The following is a 16,147-nucleotide window of genomic DNA, read 5'->3' as shown; positions in this document are numbered from 1 at the left end:
CGCTAAAGAGCGAGAAAATGAGGACCGTCGCTACTACCCCAACACTAACAACGAGGTAGAGCGGGTTCCTTAAGCGGAGATTCACGGTGGCTCCTGACAAGAGGGGATGATGGGCATAGCCTATGTTCTAAGTGTGATATACACCATGTTTTTTGTTGGTTTAGGGGTAACGATATGGATCAGATGAAGCGTGTCAGTGTTTTCCTAATGGCTGTCCTCATCGGGTGTGGGATAACGGCTTGTAGTTTCAGCGATGACGGTGAGAGTGAAACAATGGCCGACATCTTGGCGTACGACATGGGCGACAGTTCATCGGAGTTGGTCCTGGTCTTCAATAGCTGGCCCGGGATCAGTGGGACGCCAGCAGTGGTGGACGAGAGCGACGATGAAGTCATAGTCGAAGTCTCCATTACCCGTCCCACCGAAATGATCGCGGACGTAGCCGTTCGAACAGAGGCGTCATTGACGTTGGATGAGCCGTTGGGTGATCGACAAGTCGTGAACACTGATGGCGATCTGATTGAACGCAGAGAATGACCGAATGCTGGCCATTAGTTCGGTAATAAATGCTGCACAAAGGTTTCCGATGTTGGAGGGAGCGACCTTCTGATCTAGGAGGTCAGTAGCATCACGTTTGGCAGGACCCAACGGAAGCGGCTGGGTAATAGTCGCTTGGAGCATGACGGATTTGGGCGCCACACTCTCAGGAATGGCCGTAACCGAGTTCGAAGACTACATAGCCCAACATGGCGGAACAGGCCGCTAAACGCCAGCAGCAGGAAGATGGGCTGCTGCGGTGGTTTCGGACAGCGGATTTGATGGTTTTTCTACGCTGCCATGGTTGGCTGTTGGTAACTGCCTTCTGCCATCACAGCCTTGGTAACAGGGATCTTCACGCGGCTTTCTATGATCAGGCGAGCTTCGCAAGGCAACACCTCAACTATTTGACCTCCTGGCGGGCGTAGGGATGTTTGTTCAGGATTGACTTGGCCAATCACCCCTTTTCCCGGGAATTTCAGTGGCTGCATAGGGACGCCATTCCTCAGTGCTACTTCGCCGACTGATGTGCTCTGGTGGTGGCGAGGCGGTAGGAGTCGGTGCCGGTTTCGATGATGTTGCCGCCGTAGGTGAGGCGGTCGACGATGGCGGCGCAGAGTCTGGGGTCGGTGAAGGTTCTGGTCCAGCCGGAGAATGATTCGTTGGAGGCAATGGCGATGGAGTTCTTCTCCTCGCGCTCGGTCAGAACCTGGAAGAGCAGTTCCGCCCCGCGTTTATCCAGTTCCATGTATCCGAGTTCGTCAATGCAGAGTAGGTCCACGCGTCCGTAGCGGGCGATGGTCTTGGCAAGGATTTTCTCATCGGCGGCTTCCACTAGTTCGTTGACGAGGCGGGTTGCGAGGGTGTATCTGACCCGGTAGCCCTTTTCCGCGGCCGCGGTGCCAAGACTGATGAGCAGGTGGGATTTGCCGGTGCCGGAGTCCCCGATCAAACACAGGGGTTGGCCTTTGCGGATCCAGTCGCCGGTGGCGAGGGTGTTGATGGTGGCGGGGTTGACGTTCGGGTTGGCTTCGAAATCGAAGTCTCCGAGCCACTTATTGCGTGGGAACCCGGCGGCTTTCACGCGGCGGATGGAACCCCGCCGGTCCCGGTCATCGCATTCGGCGAGTAAGAGTTCGGCGAGAAATCCCTGATATGAGAGTTGTTCTTTACCGGCAACGGTAACCGCTTCATCGAGCACCGCCCGGATGGTGGGCAAGCGTAACCGGCGGCAGGCCTGATCCACCGCGGCCGATGCTGCCTGTTCCGTCAGTCCGCGCCGACGGCGCAGGGTAGGCGTAATGGTCGTTGACGGTGGTGTGCTCATGAAATGTGTTCCTTCGTTTTCGTGGCCGGTGATGGTGAAGATGTCCGGTGTTGGGAGAGCAGGCCGTCGTACGCTGCCACTGTTGGTATTGGTCTGCGGTCAGGCGGAAGGCCCGCGATCACTGCTGCGGGGTCGGTGAGCCGGCGCTGGGTCAGACTCACAATCCGGTGCGCGTCCCGGGGTTGATCGGCAACGGGATAACGGTTCGACATGGCCCCACCAATGAGCCCGTTGGCCGCGTGCCGGCGGGCTTCAACGGCAACAACATCGGCGCTGACCGCCCCAACACCCAGCGCCGCTGTTATCCCGGCGACCACGTCATCATGGTTCATGAAGCGGTGCAGCAACAGGATTTCGATCAGTTCGCGGGTCCCTTCCGCGTCGCCGTTGACCTTCCTCGTTTCGGCCCAGAACGCCTCATGAGCGGCAGTGAAGGAACCCGCCTGGCGCGCACTGGCCAAAGCGGTGGAACCCGGTAGGGCACCGGGTTTGGTCTTGAGGACCTCAAGATAGTGATCGAGCTGCACGGACTGACCCCCGCGGGTCACCACCCGCGGATGGCTGGCAATGACAGTCCGCCCGTCGAAGATCACCAATTCCGAGGCACGCAGGGAAACCCGGATCCGGCGGTTGATGAACCGGACAGGGACGGAGTATTTCGCCATCCGCACCATGATCATCGAGGAACGGTCCACCCGCGGTGTGAGCACCAGCCCGGGATCAAAGGTCTCCACAGGCAGCGGACCGAACAGTGGGCGCTCGGCCGCGTAGTCGGCGGCTACGGTGCGGATTCTATCGCTGATTCTCCGGGCATCATCTGCCTCGTCCCACGCGATGATCCTCTCATTGAGCTCAGCGAGTGAATCAACAACCGGCATCGGCGAGAGCCGGTTACGCCGGAACCTTCCGACTTCACCCTCTACTCCGCCCTTCTCATGCGCTCCGACGATCCCTGGCTGGCAGTAGAACGCGTCGAAGCCGTAGTGGGAGCGGAACAACGTCCAGCGTTCGTTCTCCGTCCGGCGCCTACCCTGGCCGAAGAGTACTGTCTGCACCGCGCTGGTGAGATTGTCGTAGCGGATATGGCGGGTCGGGACTCCACCGATCAGGTTGAAGGCTTCAATATGGCCCTCCAGGAAGGCCTCCTGACCGCAGGAGGGATAGATCCGGTGGATTGCCTTCCCGGAATGGGAGAGCCGGAAGGTAAACATGTGGCACTTGGTTTTCACCCCGGCCAGAACCACCCACACCTCACCGAAGTCAACCTCAGCCTCCGCGCCGGGAGCGTGCTCCTGCGGGATGAAGACTTCCAACCTGCGGCCGGCTGCAACATCGATCTCCGCCCGCCGCACCCTCACATAATCGCGCACCGTAGAATACGACAGATCCGCCGCCCGGTGTTCTTCGATCAGGCGGGCCAACACCCGCCGCGCCGTATGACGCTGCTTCCGCGGAGCCTGTAAATCCTCCGTCAACATCCCATCAATGAGAGGTTTGAACGGATCCAGCCGCGGCGCAGCCCGCACCGGTCGTTTTCTCGGTGGTGGATCGGCGGAGGCAAGCGCGGCACGGACAGTCCGACGGTGGACCCCATGCCGCCGGGCGAGTTCCCGCACAGATACGTCCTCAAGACGGGCATCCCGTCGAATACTGGCAAACAACTCCACGCGCGCCTTCATCCTGCCCTCCAAACGTCGGAACCATCAGATGGAACCAACGATGGGGTGGGGCCAAATTAAACCGTCATAAGCTGCCCGGCGAGTCGCAGGTGGAGCCAACTTAAACCGTCACACCGGGGCCACACCAACCTGTCACACTCACACGCCCGTTGCTTTGCGCCGGCCCCCGGTGCGTTTCGGTCCGGCGATAGCCGCACCACCGGTCGCTGAATGTGAAGCCGTTTTGAACCAGCTGCCAGTCAAACCAAACCAGCCCCGAGCGATCCGAAATGGTGTTGCGATCCAGTGGACCCGTCGAGGTTGGCATATTAAGAGACTCGGCCCTGGCGGGCCTCGTCGGAATGCCTTACTTCTCGTTTCCTGTCCGCTCCCCTGATCGTTTCCCCTGCTTCGTGATCCTCTTTTTGTTCCCCTCTATGAACACCTGACAAACCAACTTCTCGATCTCTTGTTGCTCCCTGATTGCGCTCTTCTCGTCCTCCCTGCTCTTGCGCTGCGCGCCTTCGCAAAACCTGTCCATAACCTCCACAACCCACGCAACTTCTCTGACTCTGAACCACCCTGACTCTCTGATCCACCTGCAACCACACTGCTACCGTTCCGCTGCCCATTTAGCCTCCCCACCGTTACTCGTCTCGCTCACCCGACAACCCACCTGACTGTTTCCTTCTCGCTCACCTTCCGCACACCACACCGGAGTCCCATTCCGCAACCTCAGCCACACACTCACTCTCTGCACACCACACACGCAACCACCGCCTGAACCTGACTCACCCACTCCAGCGACACCGGCAACCCAGCCAGGGCGGCCTCGCTGCGCTCCCCCACCACAACCACCGGACTCTTCTCGCTCACTGTGCGCAGCCGCTGCGCATGCCCCCGCCACACCTGTCATGCCGCACCGTTGCCCACTCAGGCGACCAGTGCGGGACTCTCATTGATTCCTGCTCTCTGCCTTCTTCCTTCCCGGATTCACTTCCGTCTCCGACGGGCCTTCCTCCAACACTGTTAGCTTTCTTCTTCGAGCTGGACCAGTCCAATGCAATGGCCTGCGGCCCGCCGGTTCGTACTCATCGAGTTGGACTGAATGTAGAACTGGGCGGGCCCCATTGCGGCTGCACGGTTTCCGTGTGACCTGCCGAATCGCTTCACGCACTGACCCTCTTGGCGCTCCTCGCCTCGTTTCCCCGCTGGCCTCTCCTCCATGTCCTTCCTTCCCGTGGAACAACCTTCGCCTTCGGCATCTGACTCAACTCCGTTACTCCTGCTCGCGCAGCGGGCTCTGCCCACTCGATAACTGCTGGGCCGGAGAAATGTCGGCCTCCCACATGCTTTCGGCGTCTGACGCGGTGCGACCATCCTGGCCACGCAGTGATTTCCCGTCCTGGCTCCCTGGTAAACCTTCCAACCCTGCTGCTCGTCTTCCCCTGCGGGAGCAGGATGCTTCACTGCGTGTTGATCCCGAAGGTCCAATCCACGACGTGCTCCCTGACCGGGCTGCGCTCCGCTGCACGCTCCGGTTTCTTCATGGACACTCTCCCAGCCACACAGAAAGTTGGCTAAGGAATTTCACTTGCCCCGCACACATCTGCTGTCCGCAGGACGTTGAAGACCGCCGGAGGCAAAGACCACTGGAGATGCACGCTCACTCTCCACCAACCACCACCGAAGAATCTTTCATCAGACCCCTCTTTCATCGCAGGAACTGTTAACCAATCAGCACATCAGCTGATCCTCACCGGCAGGACTGGCCACGCACTTACCGCCGTCCGCAGGACAATAGACATCGTCGAAGACATGCACCAACTTGGTCCACAAAAACCTGACATTCTCCGAAAGCTGCCGCACACAATACTGGTGACACCGAAAACTTTGGTCCTATATCCTCCACAACCCGCACTGCTGCGCAGTTACACCTGCCCTTGGGCGCCCGAAATTGAGCAATTGTTCGAGGTGGAAGCCACCGGGGGCCTGGCGAACCTGGCTTCCCGCGATTCCGGGCGCGTGTATTCAGATTCAAGAAATGAGCTCGCCGCAAATCCGGGGTCCTGGGTTCCACAGGGGCACTACCGGGAATCTACGCATGGATTCAGGCATGCAACAGGCAATTTACCGGCTGGCTCGTTCCGGCGGCATCGAAACCAACCCCATGACCTTCTCCCAGAAGTCCGGAGTGTTCTCCTCCGCGGCCACTGAGCACGGTGCAGCGACCCTTTTGACCCGGCGCGAGGACACTGGCCTCAACGGCTACCTGATCCTCCCCGAGAAATCCCTGGCCTCCAACGCCCCATTGCACCTGGCGCACACCGTCGGGGCCCGCGCTGAAGAGGCCGAGCTGCCCGAAGACCTGGGCAACTCCCCGGCCATCGGCGAACTCACCTACCGCCGCTCACCGGCGCTGCGCGAAACCCAGGCCGGCATCGATCCGACCGAGCTGCCACGCCTGCTGGCGAACGCGATGCCTGCCGGAAGCTGGGTTGCTGTCACGATGCGCAAACCCGCCAACAAGGAACGCGCCCGCTACACCGCCTGGCTGGCCAACCGGCTCGGCACCGCCGTCCCGACACACCACTCCGTTCACCCGACCGCTGTCGCCATGACCATCACGGCCGGTGGATCCGGATCGGAGTCGCCTCGTGGAGCGAGTGGTTTCCCGCCCGCCACGAGCTCGGGGAAGCGTTCTTCTCCCTGGAGGCCGACTTCGCCACCGTCCAAGGCAAAGGTGCCCAACGCTGGGTGCCGCGGCAGCTGTTCGGTGACTACGCCTTCACCCCGTGGGAAACCTTCGACGCCACCGCCATCGTTGACAACGCACCAGCGATCCTTGCCACCCCGTACTGGATGCGCACCGGTGACCACACCCACCTGATCGGCACCCCCATGTCCCGGGCCGGTGAAGAGACCCCGCACCCGACGCCCGCGAAACCGGACAAGGTCAAGGGCCGCCCGCTCGGGGCAGGCGTCGGTGTCGTCGGCGACGCCAAGCTCCCCTCCCGGCTGCGGCTCGGCAGTTAGCGGGATGTCGGGCGCACATCTGCGCATGGATGAAGGCATGGAACATCTGTCTGGGCGCGGCGACCTTATTGGCCTGCTGAGCGCACCCACTGACGGCGATGCTGCAGAGATCGCCAAGTTACTCAGCGACCCGGAGCTCGACGGCCGGATGCGCGAGATCCTCACCGCCGCGTTCACCCTGGCTCGCTTCGTCACCCCGGCCGTGGCCATCATGGCCGACTGCCCGGTCGGGGCATCACCCATCGGATATGCCCACTGCATCCTTGTTGAACCCCGCGGCAGGGTCCTCGCCGACGCGGTGATGACTTGCCTCGGGTCCGTCCACTCTCCTTGGCCGGCGGAAATGCTTATCTTTGTGGGCGATGCCCATCTGACCCTGTTCCGCCCCACACCCGAAAAATAGGAAGGGCTTTGCTAGGAGGCTCCCAAGGGCTGCGCACCACTCCTTCGGCATGATTGGCCGGGGTACGGCGCTGCTTAACCGCTGAGGGCTCGGCCTTTGCGATACTGGGTGCATGGGGAGACGGGCATTGAAAACCGACGAGCAGGACGAGACGCTCGAGGGTAGGGCCGACACCGATACTTTGGCGCCCCGACAGCTGGTCTGGGATCTCATCAAACCGGCCGAGAGCGCTTCGCTGATAGAGCCTACGATCACGCGAGCCTTCAGGGCAGAGGGAACACCAACGGGGGTAGGCGAAGTTCAGGTCTTCATTCAGACTTTGGATGGTAAAGAACAGGTGACTGCTGTGGAGATCATCGATGAGGTACCTACGCAGTACTCGATCACTCGTCCGATAGGTGGCGGGGAGTTTGCCCCTAAGGTCGGCTATTTCCTGACAGATACGACTGTAGGGACCCGGTTGGAGATCCGGCATCGCATCTCGTTTCCTCGACGTGGTGCCCCCTATGTTCGCCATCTCATTCCTTCATATGAGGCGGGCTCGCGCGCGGTTCTTCAAAGAGTCAAAGTTTTAGCAGAGAGCCGGTGGGACAACCGTTCTCCAGGGTTACGGGCGTGGAACGGTCAACCCGATCCAGACTAGTAGTCGATTCGCAAGCGACTGGTTCTCACGCGATGGCGCCGCGTACCAGAGTGCGCTTGTCTCGTACCAGGACTCTTTGGTTCTCCCGTTTGAGTTCAAACAGGCCGATCGCGTCGATGAGGTCGCTGAGCTTCCGATAGCCGTGATTGCGGGGATCCAGAGACGCTTGATTACTGATTTGGCTTCCTACCGCGGCTAGGTGAGCCCAACCATCCTCGCCGCTGGCAGCCTCAACAGCGTTGCGCATCAAGAGCACGAGACGGGTATCGCCTCGCAGTTTGTTCGGGTCAGTTCCCGCTGAGGTGTCCGGGCTCGTGGTTACTTGACCCAGTCCCTCGACGTAGGTGAATAGCGAGCAAGCGTTGACGAACGGCTCCGGGGTTTTTCTCTGGCCAAATCCGTAAACCTTTAATCCGTCCGCCAGTATCCGCATCACGAGCGGGGTGAAGTCGGCGTCGCTGGACACGAGGGCGAAGGCATCGACCGATCCTGCACGAAGCAGATCCATTGCGTCTATCACCATGGCCATGTCAGATGCGTTCTTGCCGGTGCTGTACGCGAACTGTTGCATGGGGCGAATCGCGTAGGGGTGGAGAGCGGCTTCCCACTGTTGGAGATGTGGGCTTGTCCAATCACCGTATGCCCGCCGGACGTTGGCGACGCCATGACGTGCCACTTCAGCAAGGACGACGTCGACCTTGGACGCCGGCGCGTTATCAGCGTCGATGAGTAGGGCAATGCGTTTTTCTTCAGGCTTCACCAGTTGAGGATGTACGCAGACACAGGCGCAGTCAAACCATCCGGGTGGTGAATCAACAAAGTTGCCGCCTTCCTTCACGATTTAAGGGGTTCATTCCCTGGCCGTTCAAAATGTGCTTCGATGAACCATGGATCCCCGGGTCGTTCCACCCACAGCAGTCGCCGAAGACCTAAACCGCCTACGGGTGACGCTGGATGCTACGGTGCCCGTAAAGGATCACACGAATCTTCTCGTCGCGACGTGGAATCTGCGCGCGTTCGGTGACCTAACAGTGAAGTGGGTATCCGGACCGACGGATTCACCTAAGCGGGACTTCCATGCCTTGGTGTGCATCGCAGAGATAGCGTCCCGCTTCGACGTCCTTGCTCTTCAAGAGGTGCGGAGGAACACCACGGCGCTGCAACATTTGATGGACCGACTCGGCCCGGCGTGGCGATTCGTTACTTCCGACGTCACGGAAGGGCCGGCAGGTAATGGTGAACGCCTGACCTATATCTTCGATACCACCCGCGTTCAACCCTCTGGCCTAGTCGGGGAAATCGTCCTTCCGTCGGGAACGGACGGGCCGGTGACACAGTTTGTTCGGACGCCCTACGCCGCCGGATTTACCCGCGGAACCGCTGGGTTCGTACTCACGACCGTGCACGTCCTCTGGGGTAACAAGGCCGCCGATCGCCTTCCTGAAATTACAGCGTTCGCTCAATGGATGCTCGGCTGGGCGAACCGCCCGGATGATTTCAACGAGAATCTCCTCGTTCTGGGAGACTTCAACCTTGACCGCCTCGGCGATCCCCTCTATGAGGCATTCGTCTCCACCGGGTTGTGGCCACCAACAGAACTTAATGACGTGCCGCGCACCATCTTCGAGGATGACAATAGCAAGAACTTCTACGATCAGATCGCCTGGTTCTCTGAACCTGACGGCAGCACCTTGCTCCAAAGCCTCGCCTACACCGGAAAGGCAGGGCACATTGATTTCCTCCCCCACGTCCTGACCGGGCACACCAAGAACGAAGTGTCTTGGCGTATCTCTGACCATTACCCCCTCTGGACAGAATTTCGCGTCACTCACCCCTAACCAAGATCTCTAGGTCCGGTTACCGCCAGGGGGCCACAGCAAACGATGATCGCAAACCCGCAGTGGTCAGCAGTAACCAGTGACTGACCCCGGGGGTGCCGCGCCCTCGTTTACTTGAGCAACCCAGCTACCTCTGCTCAGGGACCGAGGTGTGCCCAACCGGGCCTTAAGGGCTCCGCGCGACAGCGGAGCGTTGGGTGGCGGTGCGTGTAGCCGGTCGCTGGTCTATCTCACGCTTTCCGCGTTGGTCGACGAAATGAGGCCGATCGCAGGTTTTTAGAGGCCATCAAAACACCAATGAAGCACAATTTAATCGATCAGAACACCATCAGACCCCCGACATCAGTGATCTTGTCGAATTGCCGGAGCGGGCATTACGAAGGTCCGACTTCATCCACGAGGTATCGTTTCGCCAGTCGTCCGCTATCAGAATTCCGGGCACCCCCTCTTCATGGGCAGACTACTCCGAGGGGATAGCATCGTTCGGGGATCGTTTTCGTGTTCGCTGGTGATCGGTGATCGGTGGCCGTCGCCATGAGAGCTGATCGGGATCGGCTGAAGCGGCGATTCGAGCTCCGTGAGCATCGAAAACCGGGGTTTCGGGTGATCGGCGTCGTGGAGACCCGAAATCCGGCCAGCAACGAAAACCGGGTTTTCACCCCCATTTTCGACCCCGATCACGACAACACCCTTTTTCAGCCCAAACCGACGAAACACCACCGAAGAGCGTTTCCGGGCAAAAAAGAAGCCCCCCAAGAGGGCCTTGTGATAACCTTCGTCACTGTGGATGAGAGTTCGTTCCTAGGTTATCACACTCCACCAAACCCGGAATTCACCCTTTTTCGTTTGTCCTACCTGTCCACCCCCTGTCCACCCCCTTTGCGGGACACTTTTTTCGGGTATCGTCCCACGTCAGAGGCACAATGGAGGGTCGAAAAAGTGTTTGTCCCACCAGTCCCACCAGTTTGGTAACCATATATAGATACAGCAGTGGTTGTAGTAGTAACAGCCGACAACAACAACAGTGGCCCTATATATATTCTTTTTCTTCTTAACAGGTAGGACAACTGTCTCTAAGGGGGCCCCTTCCCTTTGTTTACCTGGGAACTTTTTGTCCCACCAGTGGTGGGACAGAGGTGGGACGGTGGGACAAATCCAAAACCATGCCCACGGTCTCCTTTTCTGCCCTTTGGCCCTCCTCGGCTGATCTCGCCGCTGGAAACCACTTGGCTTACTCCTCGACACCCTCGGCAAGTGTGTCACTGCATGATGAGTCGCAAGCCACCTGGGACCCCTCCAGCAGGTCGTTGCCGTTGCGCACATCTCTTGCGTCAACAGGAGATCCCCCGCCATGGATCCTCCCTCAATTCATCGACCTGGTCGCCGGGATGGTGCGAACAAGAACCCCCGTCCGGTTTGTGTACAGCAGGTGAGAATTTCAAATCGACCGCACCCCAGATGACTGCCCGCGCCGAACGGTCGAGCCGGAACATGCAAAGCTAAATGCTCGTGATCAATCTCCGGCTCTCGGACGGCACGGAACCACAACCCGTCACGCCCCATTTGAAGAATCAACCAGCTTGGCAGACCCCTCCTCACAGGAGGCACCATCACGGGCATCAATCACGGAGGTACACGGGGCGCACCAATTGGCTCTTGTATGGCTCAACGCCCACAAGGGCCCTCGGGCCCTTCGACTCGCGGGGGCTGTCACGTGGTCCTTGGCGTAGTGAGCGGACGCCCACTACTTCCTCAGGGGCCGATGAAGGCACTGTGACGATTGAGCCTCGCTACCACCCCCAACGCTTCGCTGTTCCATGTGATCCACACCCCAGTGAGAGCGAGATGCGGGTGCGGGTCATCGGGGAGCCAAGGGTTCAACTGACCTTATGGCGACACCAGGGATCTGTTCACGAGATCAGACCAAATCCACGAGTTCAAGATGACCTGTCGGTCATTTGAAGCTTACGATTTTGTGCCGCCCCCTCGAGGTGGTAGCTTCAGCCTCATCAAGGAATCTTGGCTCGGATAGCACTGGTTTCATGGTGGTCTGAAGGAGCGAATCAGTCAGAGTCAAATCTGCATTCTGATTGCCCCGACCTGAACGGCGTTTCGCGTGCCTAACAATGTCAGGTGGGGTTTTGGACATCATGAAGCAACTACCATCTCGGGCGTAGCATTCCAGCATCAACAGGCTCCTCAAATTTGGGGCCTGGCACGTGGACGACCGTGGAACAACAGAGCGCCTGTGGCACGATTCGTCTTTCCTCGTTGGTCGCCTAATTTGTTCAACGAGGAAGAAATATCCGCTGTAGGCGGGTGTTGAAACCCTCAATATTTCGCTGCAACCACGGCGGAAGCCATGTCACTTTACACATCGAACCGGACTATCGACCCGTACTAGGGCTCTTCGGCTTCTCGTAGTTCGCTCCAGTCGACGCCAGTAACAAGCCTCAAATCAAAATGGGCGTAGCCAGTGGTTGGATAACCGGGACCAAAGTCGAATGACGGCTCGGAGTCAAGAGGCCGTCAAAGACGACAAGAAACATGCTCGGGGCACTCACCTAGCCCCAGGTCCCTCGAGACGAGTCAGTAGGGCCGGGTCATCGGAAGCCACGAAACCCATACCTGCATTGATCTCGCGCTGCCGTTCATAACGAGCGACGACAAGCTGCGCACCTTGAAGGAGCAGCGCATGCTTCGAGACCTGCGATGCGGCCGCAATGCGGCCCAGTTCAAAGTTCAGATCTTCGGGGGGTCGCAGGTTCATACCCATGCCGAATGGTGCAATTTGACCTATGTGGCCCCACCTACTGCTACGAGGCTAACCAGCCTGCACACAGGGCGATTTCGATGACAACTCGCACCAGCACGTTGATCCAGAAAGCGTTGGCCATCGCCGCAACCTCAGCTGTGGCCCGTGACACCTTCAAGGTTCACCCGGCGACGTCGGATCGGTCCTTTCGGACTAGTTCTTCGGCACCAATCTCGGCTACATCTCCGCCAGCCGGGCCTCGAAAGAACCCCCAAAGATCATCCTCGCCCCTAACATGGTCCGGACCGCGCCCGCCATCGATAGCTATCCCCGCTCGTTCGATCGTACCGAGAACTGACCTGCAGCGCCGAGGTGGCTGCCGTCTCGAAGTCGTTGGTGACCTAGAGCCCGGTGTAGGTGTCGCGGCGTTCACTCAAACGTCGGGCCTGCCTTCCAGGAAGGCGACCAGCGCATCGGATACTTCCCGGTGACGGTCCTCGCGGATCGCAGTCAATGGAGTGTCCTCGCCCAGGAAAGGGTTGCCACCAATGAACCAGGCCCGGGCAATTGCCGGTGTTTCCGTGTCGGCAATGCAACTCCACGCGCGGTGGGCGATCTACAGCCGCTTCTGGAAGGCAGGGCCGGGAACGGCACCGTCGGGTTTGGCCCACTTATAGGGCAGCTTCGAGTCCTTCGATCCGGTCAGTGTGGCGACTAACAAGGTGCCCAGATTGCCGTTCAGGCGCCGGACCATTTCACGGACATCCAGGCGCGCAGTCTCGGCATGACCCGCAGCGATAATGTCCGGCACCCGCATGACACCAGAACAACACTCTCAGTACACTTCCTCTAGCGCTGGAGCCGGCCAAGAACCACTGTGGACCGCCGCGCCGAGACCTGTTATTCACTTCCTGGTGCGGCTATAGTTCGCTGAGGGGAGATGCTGTGGTCTTTCCGCACACATCAGGCGCGAAAGTACCTCCCACCGCCGGCAAGGATGCTCGGTCATCACCCGACTCCGGTTCCGGCCCGGTCTCAAGGAACACCATGACAGCCACTCCCAGACGTTTGCTGAAGTCTGTGACGTCACTCTCCGTTGCAGCGCTCCTGCTCGGATCGTTGACGGCCAGCCCGGCGGCAGCCCAGCCCGAAGCTCCCTCAATTGATGCTCTTCCCGCCGAGGTGACTGTACCTGCGTCGGCCCTGGAAGCACCCGCCGTGGATCAGCCGGACCGGTTCATCGTGAAGTTCATGGACAAAGCCCAGCCCAGTGCGGCCGGACGCGAGAAGGTCTACGAGCTGACCGTCGAAGACCTGGGCATCCCGGTCGAGGAGTTGCGACCCACCGGCGACGGAGCGGTCGTCCTGGAAGCGGTGGAGTCCCTCACTGAAGACCAGGTGCAGGAAGTGGTTACCGCTCTTGAAGCGCGCTCCGATGTCGAGTACGCCGAGGTCGACCACTTCGCCACCCTGATGGCCGCACCCGATGACCTCATGTACCCGTTCCAGTGGAGCCTGTTCGAGGCCCAGGGCGGGATGCGCGTCGAGCAAGCCTGGAACACCTCCACCGGCTCCGGCATCACCGTAGCTGTCATCGACACCGGCAGCACCAACCATAGCGACCTGACCGCGAACACCGTCAGCGGCTACGACTTCATTTCCGACCCCAACGTCAGCGGTGACGGCAACGGACGTGACCCTGACCCGACCGATGCCGGGGACGCGTGCGGCACCAACAGGTCCTCCTGGCATGGGACGCACGTCGCCGGGACCGTCGCAGCCACCGCCAACAACAACTCAGGTGTAGCCGGGGTCGCATACGGAGCCAAGCTGCAGCACGTCCGGGTCATGGGCACCTGTGGAGGCTGGACCTCCGACATCATTCCAGGCATCATCTGGGCTGCCGGCGGCACCATCTCCGGTGTCCCCAACAACCCGAACCCCGCCCAGGTCATCAACCTCAGCCTGGGAACAGCCGCAGCCTGCGGGACGTCCTACCAGAACGCGATCGATTATGCGGTCAGCCGAGGCGTCGTCGTGGTAGCTGCCGCTGGCAACGCCGGCAGCCCGGTCGCCGGGACGTCGCCAGCGGATTGCAAGAACGTGATCACCGTCGGAGCCACCGGCCGGGAAGGGGCACAGACCCCCTATTCGAACTACGGCCTCGAAGTCGATGTCAGCGCCCCCGGCGGGGATATGAGCCGCGGTTACGAGGGCGGCATCCTGTCCACCTACAACCAGGGCAGCACCACCCAGGGCTCTGAAGGCTACAACTACCTGCAGGGCACCTCCATGGCAACACCCCATGTGGCCGGTGCGGCCGCGCTGATGCTTTCCGCCAAGAGGAGCCTCACCCCCGCGGACGTCGAGAAAATCCTCAAGGACACGACACGGCCACTCCCGGGAGCCTGCTTCGGTGGATGCGGTACTGGCATCGTCGACGCCAACGCTGCTGTGAAAGCCGTCGCACCCCAGGCACCCACCTTGACCGGTGCCGTCCCGACCATTACCGGCTCCCCGCGGGTAGAGTCCACCCTTACGGCCGTCCCCGGAACGTGGGGGCCCAGCCCGGTCAATCTCACGTACCAGTGGCTGCACAACGGTGATGCCATTCCCAATGCGACCGCCTCCACTTTAAAGCTCGACGTCGGTGTAACCGGCGGGAAGGTGAGCGTGAAGGTCACCGGAACGAAGACCGGATACACCTCCGCCTCGAAGACGTCAGCGCAGACTGCCGTCATCACCGACCCGAACGACGACATCATCACCCCGGTGCCGGTCATCACCAACGCCTCCAGCGCCCAGGTGGGAGTCCAACTCACCACTACCATCGGCACCTGGGCTCCGGCACCGGTCACCTTGACCTACCAGTGGCTGCGCGACGGCACCCTGATTTCCGGGGCCACCCAGACCACCTACACCCCGGTCGCCGCCGACGTGGGCAGGACCCTGACTATCAAGGTCACCGGCACAGGATCAATCCCGTCAACAAGTAGCACCTCGACGCCCACGCGAGCCGTTCTTCTCGGCGTACTCTCACCTGCCCAGCCCACTATCAGCGGCGCTGCGGCCGTCGGTTACACCCTCACTGCCGCGTCAAGCGGTTGGGCGCCAGGGACGTCGGTGGGCTACCAGTGGCTGCGTGACGGTCAGCCGATCAACAGGGGCACGGGGGTCAATTACCAGGTGATTCCCGCAGATAACGGAAAGCGCCTGAGTGTGAGGGCCACCGGGTCCAAGGACGGTTACGCCCCCGCCACTATCACTTCGGGCCAGACCAATGTCATACACCAGAAGTTCAGCGATGTTCCCGACTACCTGCAGTTCAGCGAGTACATCTACTGGATGGCTGGTGAAGGCATTAGTACCGGGTGGACCGAAAAGGACGGCACCAAAACGTACCGGCCGCTGGTCAGCGTGAACCGGGATGCGATGGCGGCATTCATGTACCGGATGGCGGGCAGCCCTGCCTATGCTCCCCCGGCCAAGTCGCCGTTCGCTGACATCTCCACCAGCCAGCAGTTCTACAAAGAAATGGCCTGGCTGGCCTCGACGGGGGTCAGCACCGGCTGGACCGAACGCAACGGCACCAAAACGTACCGAGCCCTGGAGCCGGTGAACCGTGATGCGATGGCGGCGTTCATGTACCGCCTCGCCGGAAAGCCGGCCTTCACTCCCCCAGCCAAGTCACCGTTCGCCGATGTCTCGACGAAGCAGCAGTTCTACAAGGAGATCACCTGGCTGGCCTCCACAGGCATCAGCACCGGCTGGCCGGACGGGACCTACCGAGCGCTGACCCCGGTGAAGAGGGACGCGATGGCCGCGTTCATGAACCGGTACTCGCAGAAGTTCTAGTACCCACTCAAGGAAGCCCCGTTGGATGATTCTGGCGGGGCTTCCTTGCTGCCGGGGCCACACATCACTAAGTAGACCCCCGCCGGGATGAGGAC

Annotated in this window: 11 protein-coding genes; 7 read left to right on the top strand and 4 right to left on the bottom strand. The window is 60.4% G+C overall.

Features of this window, described 5'->3' with window-relative positions; translation table 11 throughout:
- Nucleotides 1-174 precede the first annotated feature (174 nt).
- Nucleotides 175-537 carry a hypothetical protein gene (locus H4V95_RS05885; protein ID WP_209729321.1) on the top strand — a complete coding sequence of 121 codons (363 nt, stop codon included), beginning with the start codon at nucleotides 175-177 and terminating at the stop codon, nucleotides 535-537.
- A 511-nt stretch (nucleotides 538-1,048) separates the two neighbouring features.
- Here the strand turns inward: H4V95_RS05885 and istB are convergent.
- Nucleotides 1,049-1,864 (bottom strand): IS21-like element helper ATPase IstB, encoded by an 816-nt coding sequence (gene istB / locus H4V95_RS05880; protein WP_209729319.1) that lies wholly within the window; start codon nucleotides 1,862-1,864, stop codon nucleotides 1,049-1,051.
- Nucleotides 1,861-3,543: an IS21 family transposase gene (istA, locus tag H4V95_RS05875; RefSeq protein ID WP_209729317.1), complete on the bottom strand. Its 1,683-nt coding sequence runs from the start codon at nucleotides 3,541-3,543 to the stop codon at nucleotides 1,861-1,863. Before istA ends, istB begins: the two co-directional genes overlap by 4 nt.
- A 2,095-nt stretch (nucleotides 3,544-5,638) precedes the next feature.
- Between istA and H4V95_RS05870 the strand changes: the two genes are divergently transcribed.
- From H4V95_RS05870 to H4V95_RS05855, 4 genes are all read left to right on the top strand, one after another.
- Nucleotides 5,639-6,412 carry a hypothetical protein gene (locus H4V95_RS05870; RefSeq protein WP_245345591.1) on the top strand — a complete coding sequence of 258 codons (774 nt, stop codon included), beginning with the start codon at nucleotides 5,639-5,641 and terminating at the stop codon, nucleotides 6,410-6,412.
- Complete coding sequence (locus H4V95_RS05865) at nucleotides 6,385-6,558, top strand: hypothetical protein (RefSeq protein WP_209729316.1); 174 nt, start codon at nucleotides 6,385-6,387, stop codon at nucleotides 6,556-6,558. Before H4V95_RS05870 ends, H4V95_RS05865 begins: the two co-directional genes overlap by 28 nt.
- 37 nt (nucleotides 6,559-6,595) lie before the next feature.
- Nucleotides 6,596-6,961, top strand: coding sequence for a hypothetical protein (locus H4V95_RS05860; protein WP_209729314.1), 366 nt, complete (start codon nucleotides 6,596-6,598; stop codon nucleotides 6,959-6,961).
- A gap of 127 nt (nucleotides 6,962-7,088) precedes the next feature.
- Nucleotides 7,089-7,604, top strand: a complete 516-nt coding sequence (locus H4V95_RS05855; RefSeq protein WP_209729312.1) for a hypothetical protein — start codon at nucleotides 7,089-7,091, stop codon at nucleotides 7,602-7,604.
- A 25-nt stretch (nucleotides 7,605-7,629) separates the two neighbouring features.
- Here the strand turns inward: H4V95_RS05855 and H4V95_RS05850 are convergent, their stop codons facing one another.
- The gene (locus H4V95_RS05850; protein ID WP_209729310.1) at nucleotides 7,630-8,364 is read right to left on the bottom strand and encodes an NYN domain-containing protein; all 735 of its coding nucleotides are present in this window, start codon (nucleotides 8,362-8,364) and stop codon (nucleotides 7,630-7,632) included.
- A gap of 184 nt (nucleotides 8,365-8,548) precedes the next feature.
- Here H4V95_RS05850 and H4V95_RS05845 point away from each other — a divergent pair, with 184 nt between their 5' ends.
- A complete protein-coding gene (locus H4V95_RS05845; protein ID WP_312883956.1) occupies nucleotides 8,549-9,442 on the top strand; it encodes an endonuclease/exonuclease/phosphatase family protein in 894 nt (297 codons plus the stop codon).
- A 3,371-nt stretch (nucleotides 9,443-12,813) separates the two neighbouring features.
- On the opposite strand, the gene H4V95_RS18275 is transcribed toward H4V95_RS05845, so the two are convergent.
- Complete coding sequence (locus tag H4V95_RS18275) at nucleotides 12,814-13,014, bottom strand: hypothetical protein (protein WP_245345590.1); 201 nt, start codon at nucleotides 13,012-13,014, stop codon at nucleotides 12,814-12,816.
- 230 nt (nucleotides 13,015-13,244) lie between these two features.
- Here H4V95_RS18275 and H4V95_RS18270 point away from each other — a divergent pair, with 230 nt between their 5' ends.
- Nucleotides 13,245-16,052 carry a S8 family serine peptidase gene (locus H4V95_RS18270; protein WP_245345589.1) on the top strand — a complete coding sequence of 936 codons (2,808 nt, stop codon included), beginning with the start codon at nucleotides 13,245-13,247 and terminating at the stop codon, nucleotides 16,050-16,052.
- The last annotated feature ends 95 nt before the right edge of the window (nucleotides 16,053-16,147 follow it).

Source organism: Arthrobacter sp. CAN_C5, from assembly GCF_017875735.1.
GTDB lineage: Bacteria > Actinomycetota > Actinomycetes > Actinomycetales > Micrococcaceae > Arthrobacter_D.
The sequence above is the reverse complement of the archived record's forward strand: the minus strand, read 5'-3'. Positions and strand labels throughout refer to the sequence as shown.

Bases quoted from the DNA above. Each gene is read 5' to 3' on its own strand.
- H4V95_RS05885 (WP_209729321.1), top strand. From the start codon at position 175: ATGGATCAGATGAAGCGTGTCAGTGTTTTCCTAATGGCTGTCCTCATC.
- istB (WP_209729319.1), bottom strand. From the start codon at position 1,864: ATGAGCACACCACCGTCAACGACCATTACGCCTACCCTGCGCCGTCGG.
- istA (WP_209729317.1), bottom strand. From the start codon at position 3,543: ATGAAGGCGCGCGTGGAGTTGTTTGCCAGTATTCGACGGGATGCCCGT.
- H4V95_RS05870 (WP_245345591.1), top strand. From the start codon at position 5,639: ATGCAACAGGCAATTTACCGGCTGGCTCGTTCCGGCGGCATCGAAACC.
- H4V95_RS05865 (WP_209729316.1), top strand. From the start codon at position 6,385: ATGCGCACCGGTGACCACACCCACCTGATCGGCACCCCCATGTCCCGG.
- H4V95_RS05860 (WP_209729314.1), top strand. From the start codon at position 6,596: ATGGAACATCTGTCTGGGCGCGGCGACCTTATTGGCCTGCTGAGCGCA.
- H4V95_RS18275 (WP_245345590.1), bottom strand. From the start codon at position 13,014: ATGCGGGTGCCGGACATTATCGCTGCGGGTCATGCCGAGACTGCGCGC.
- H4V95_RS18270 (WP_245345589.1), top strand. From the start codon at position 13,245: ATGACAGCCACTCCCAGACGTTTGCTGAAGTCTGTGACGTCACTCTCC.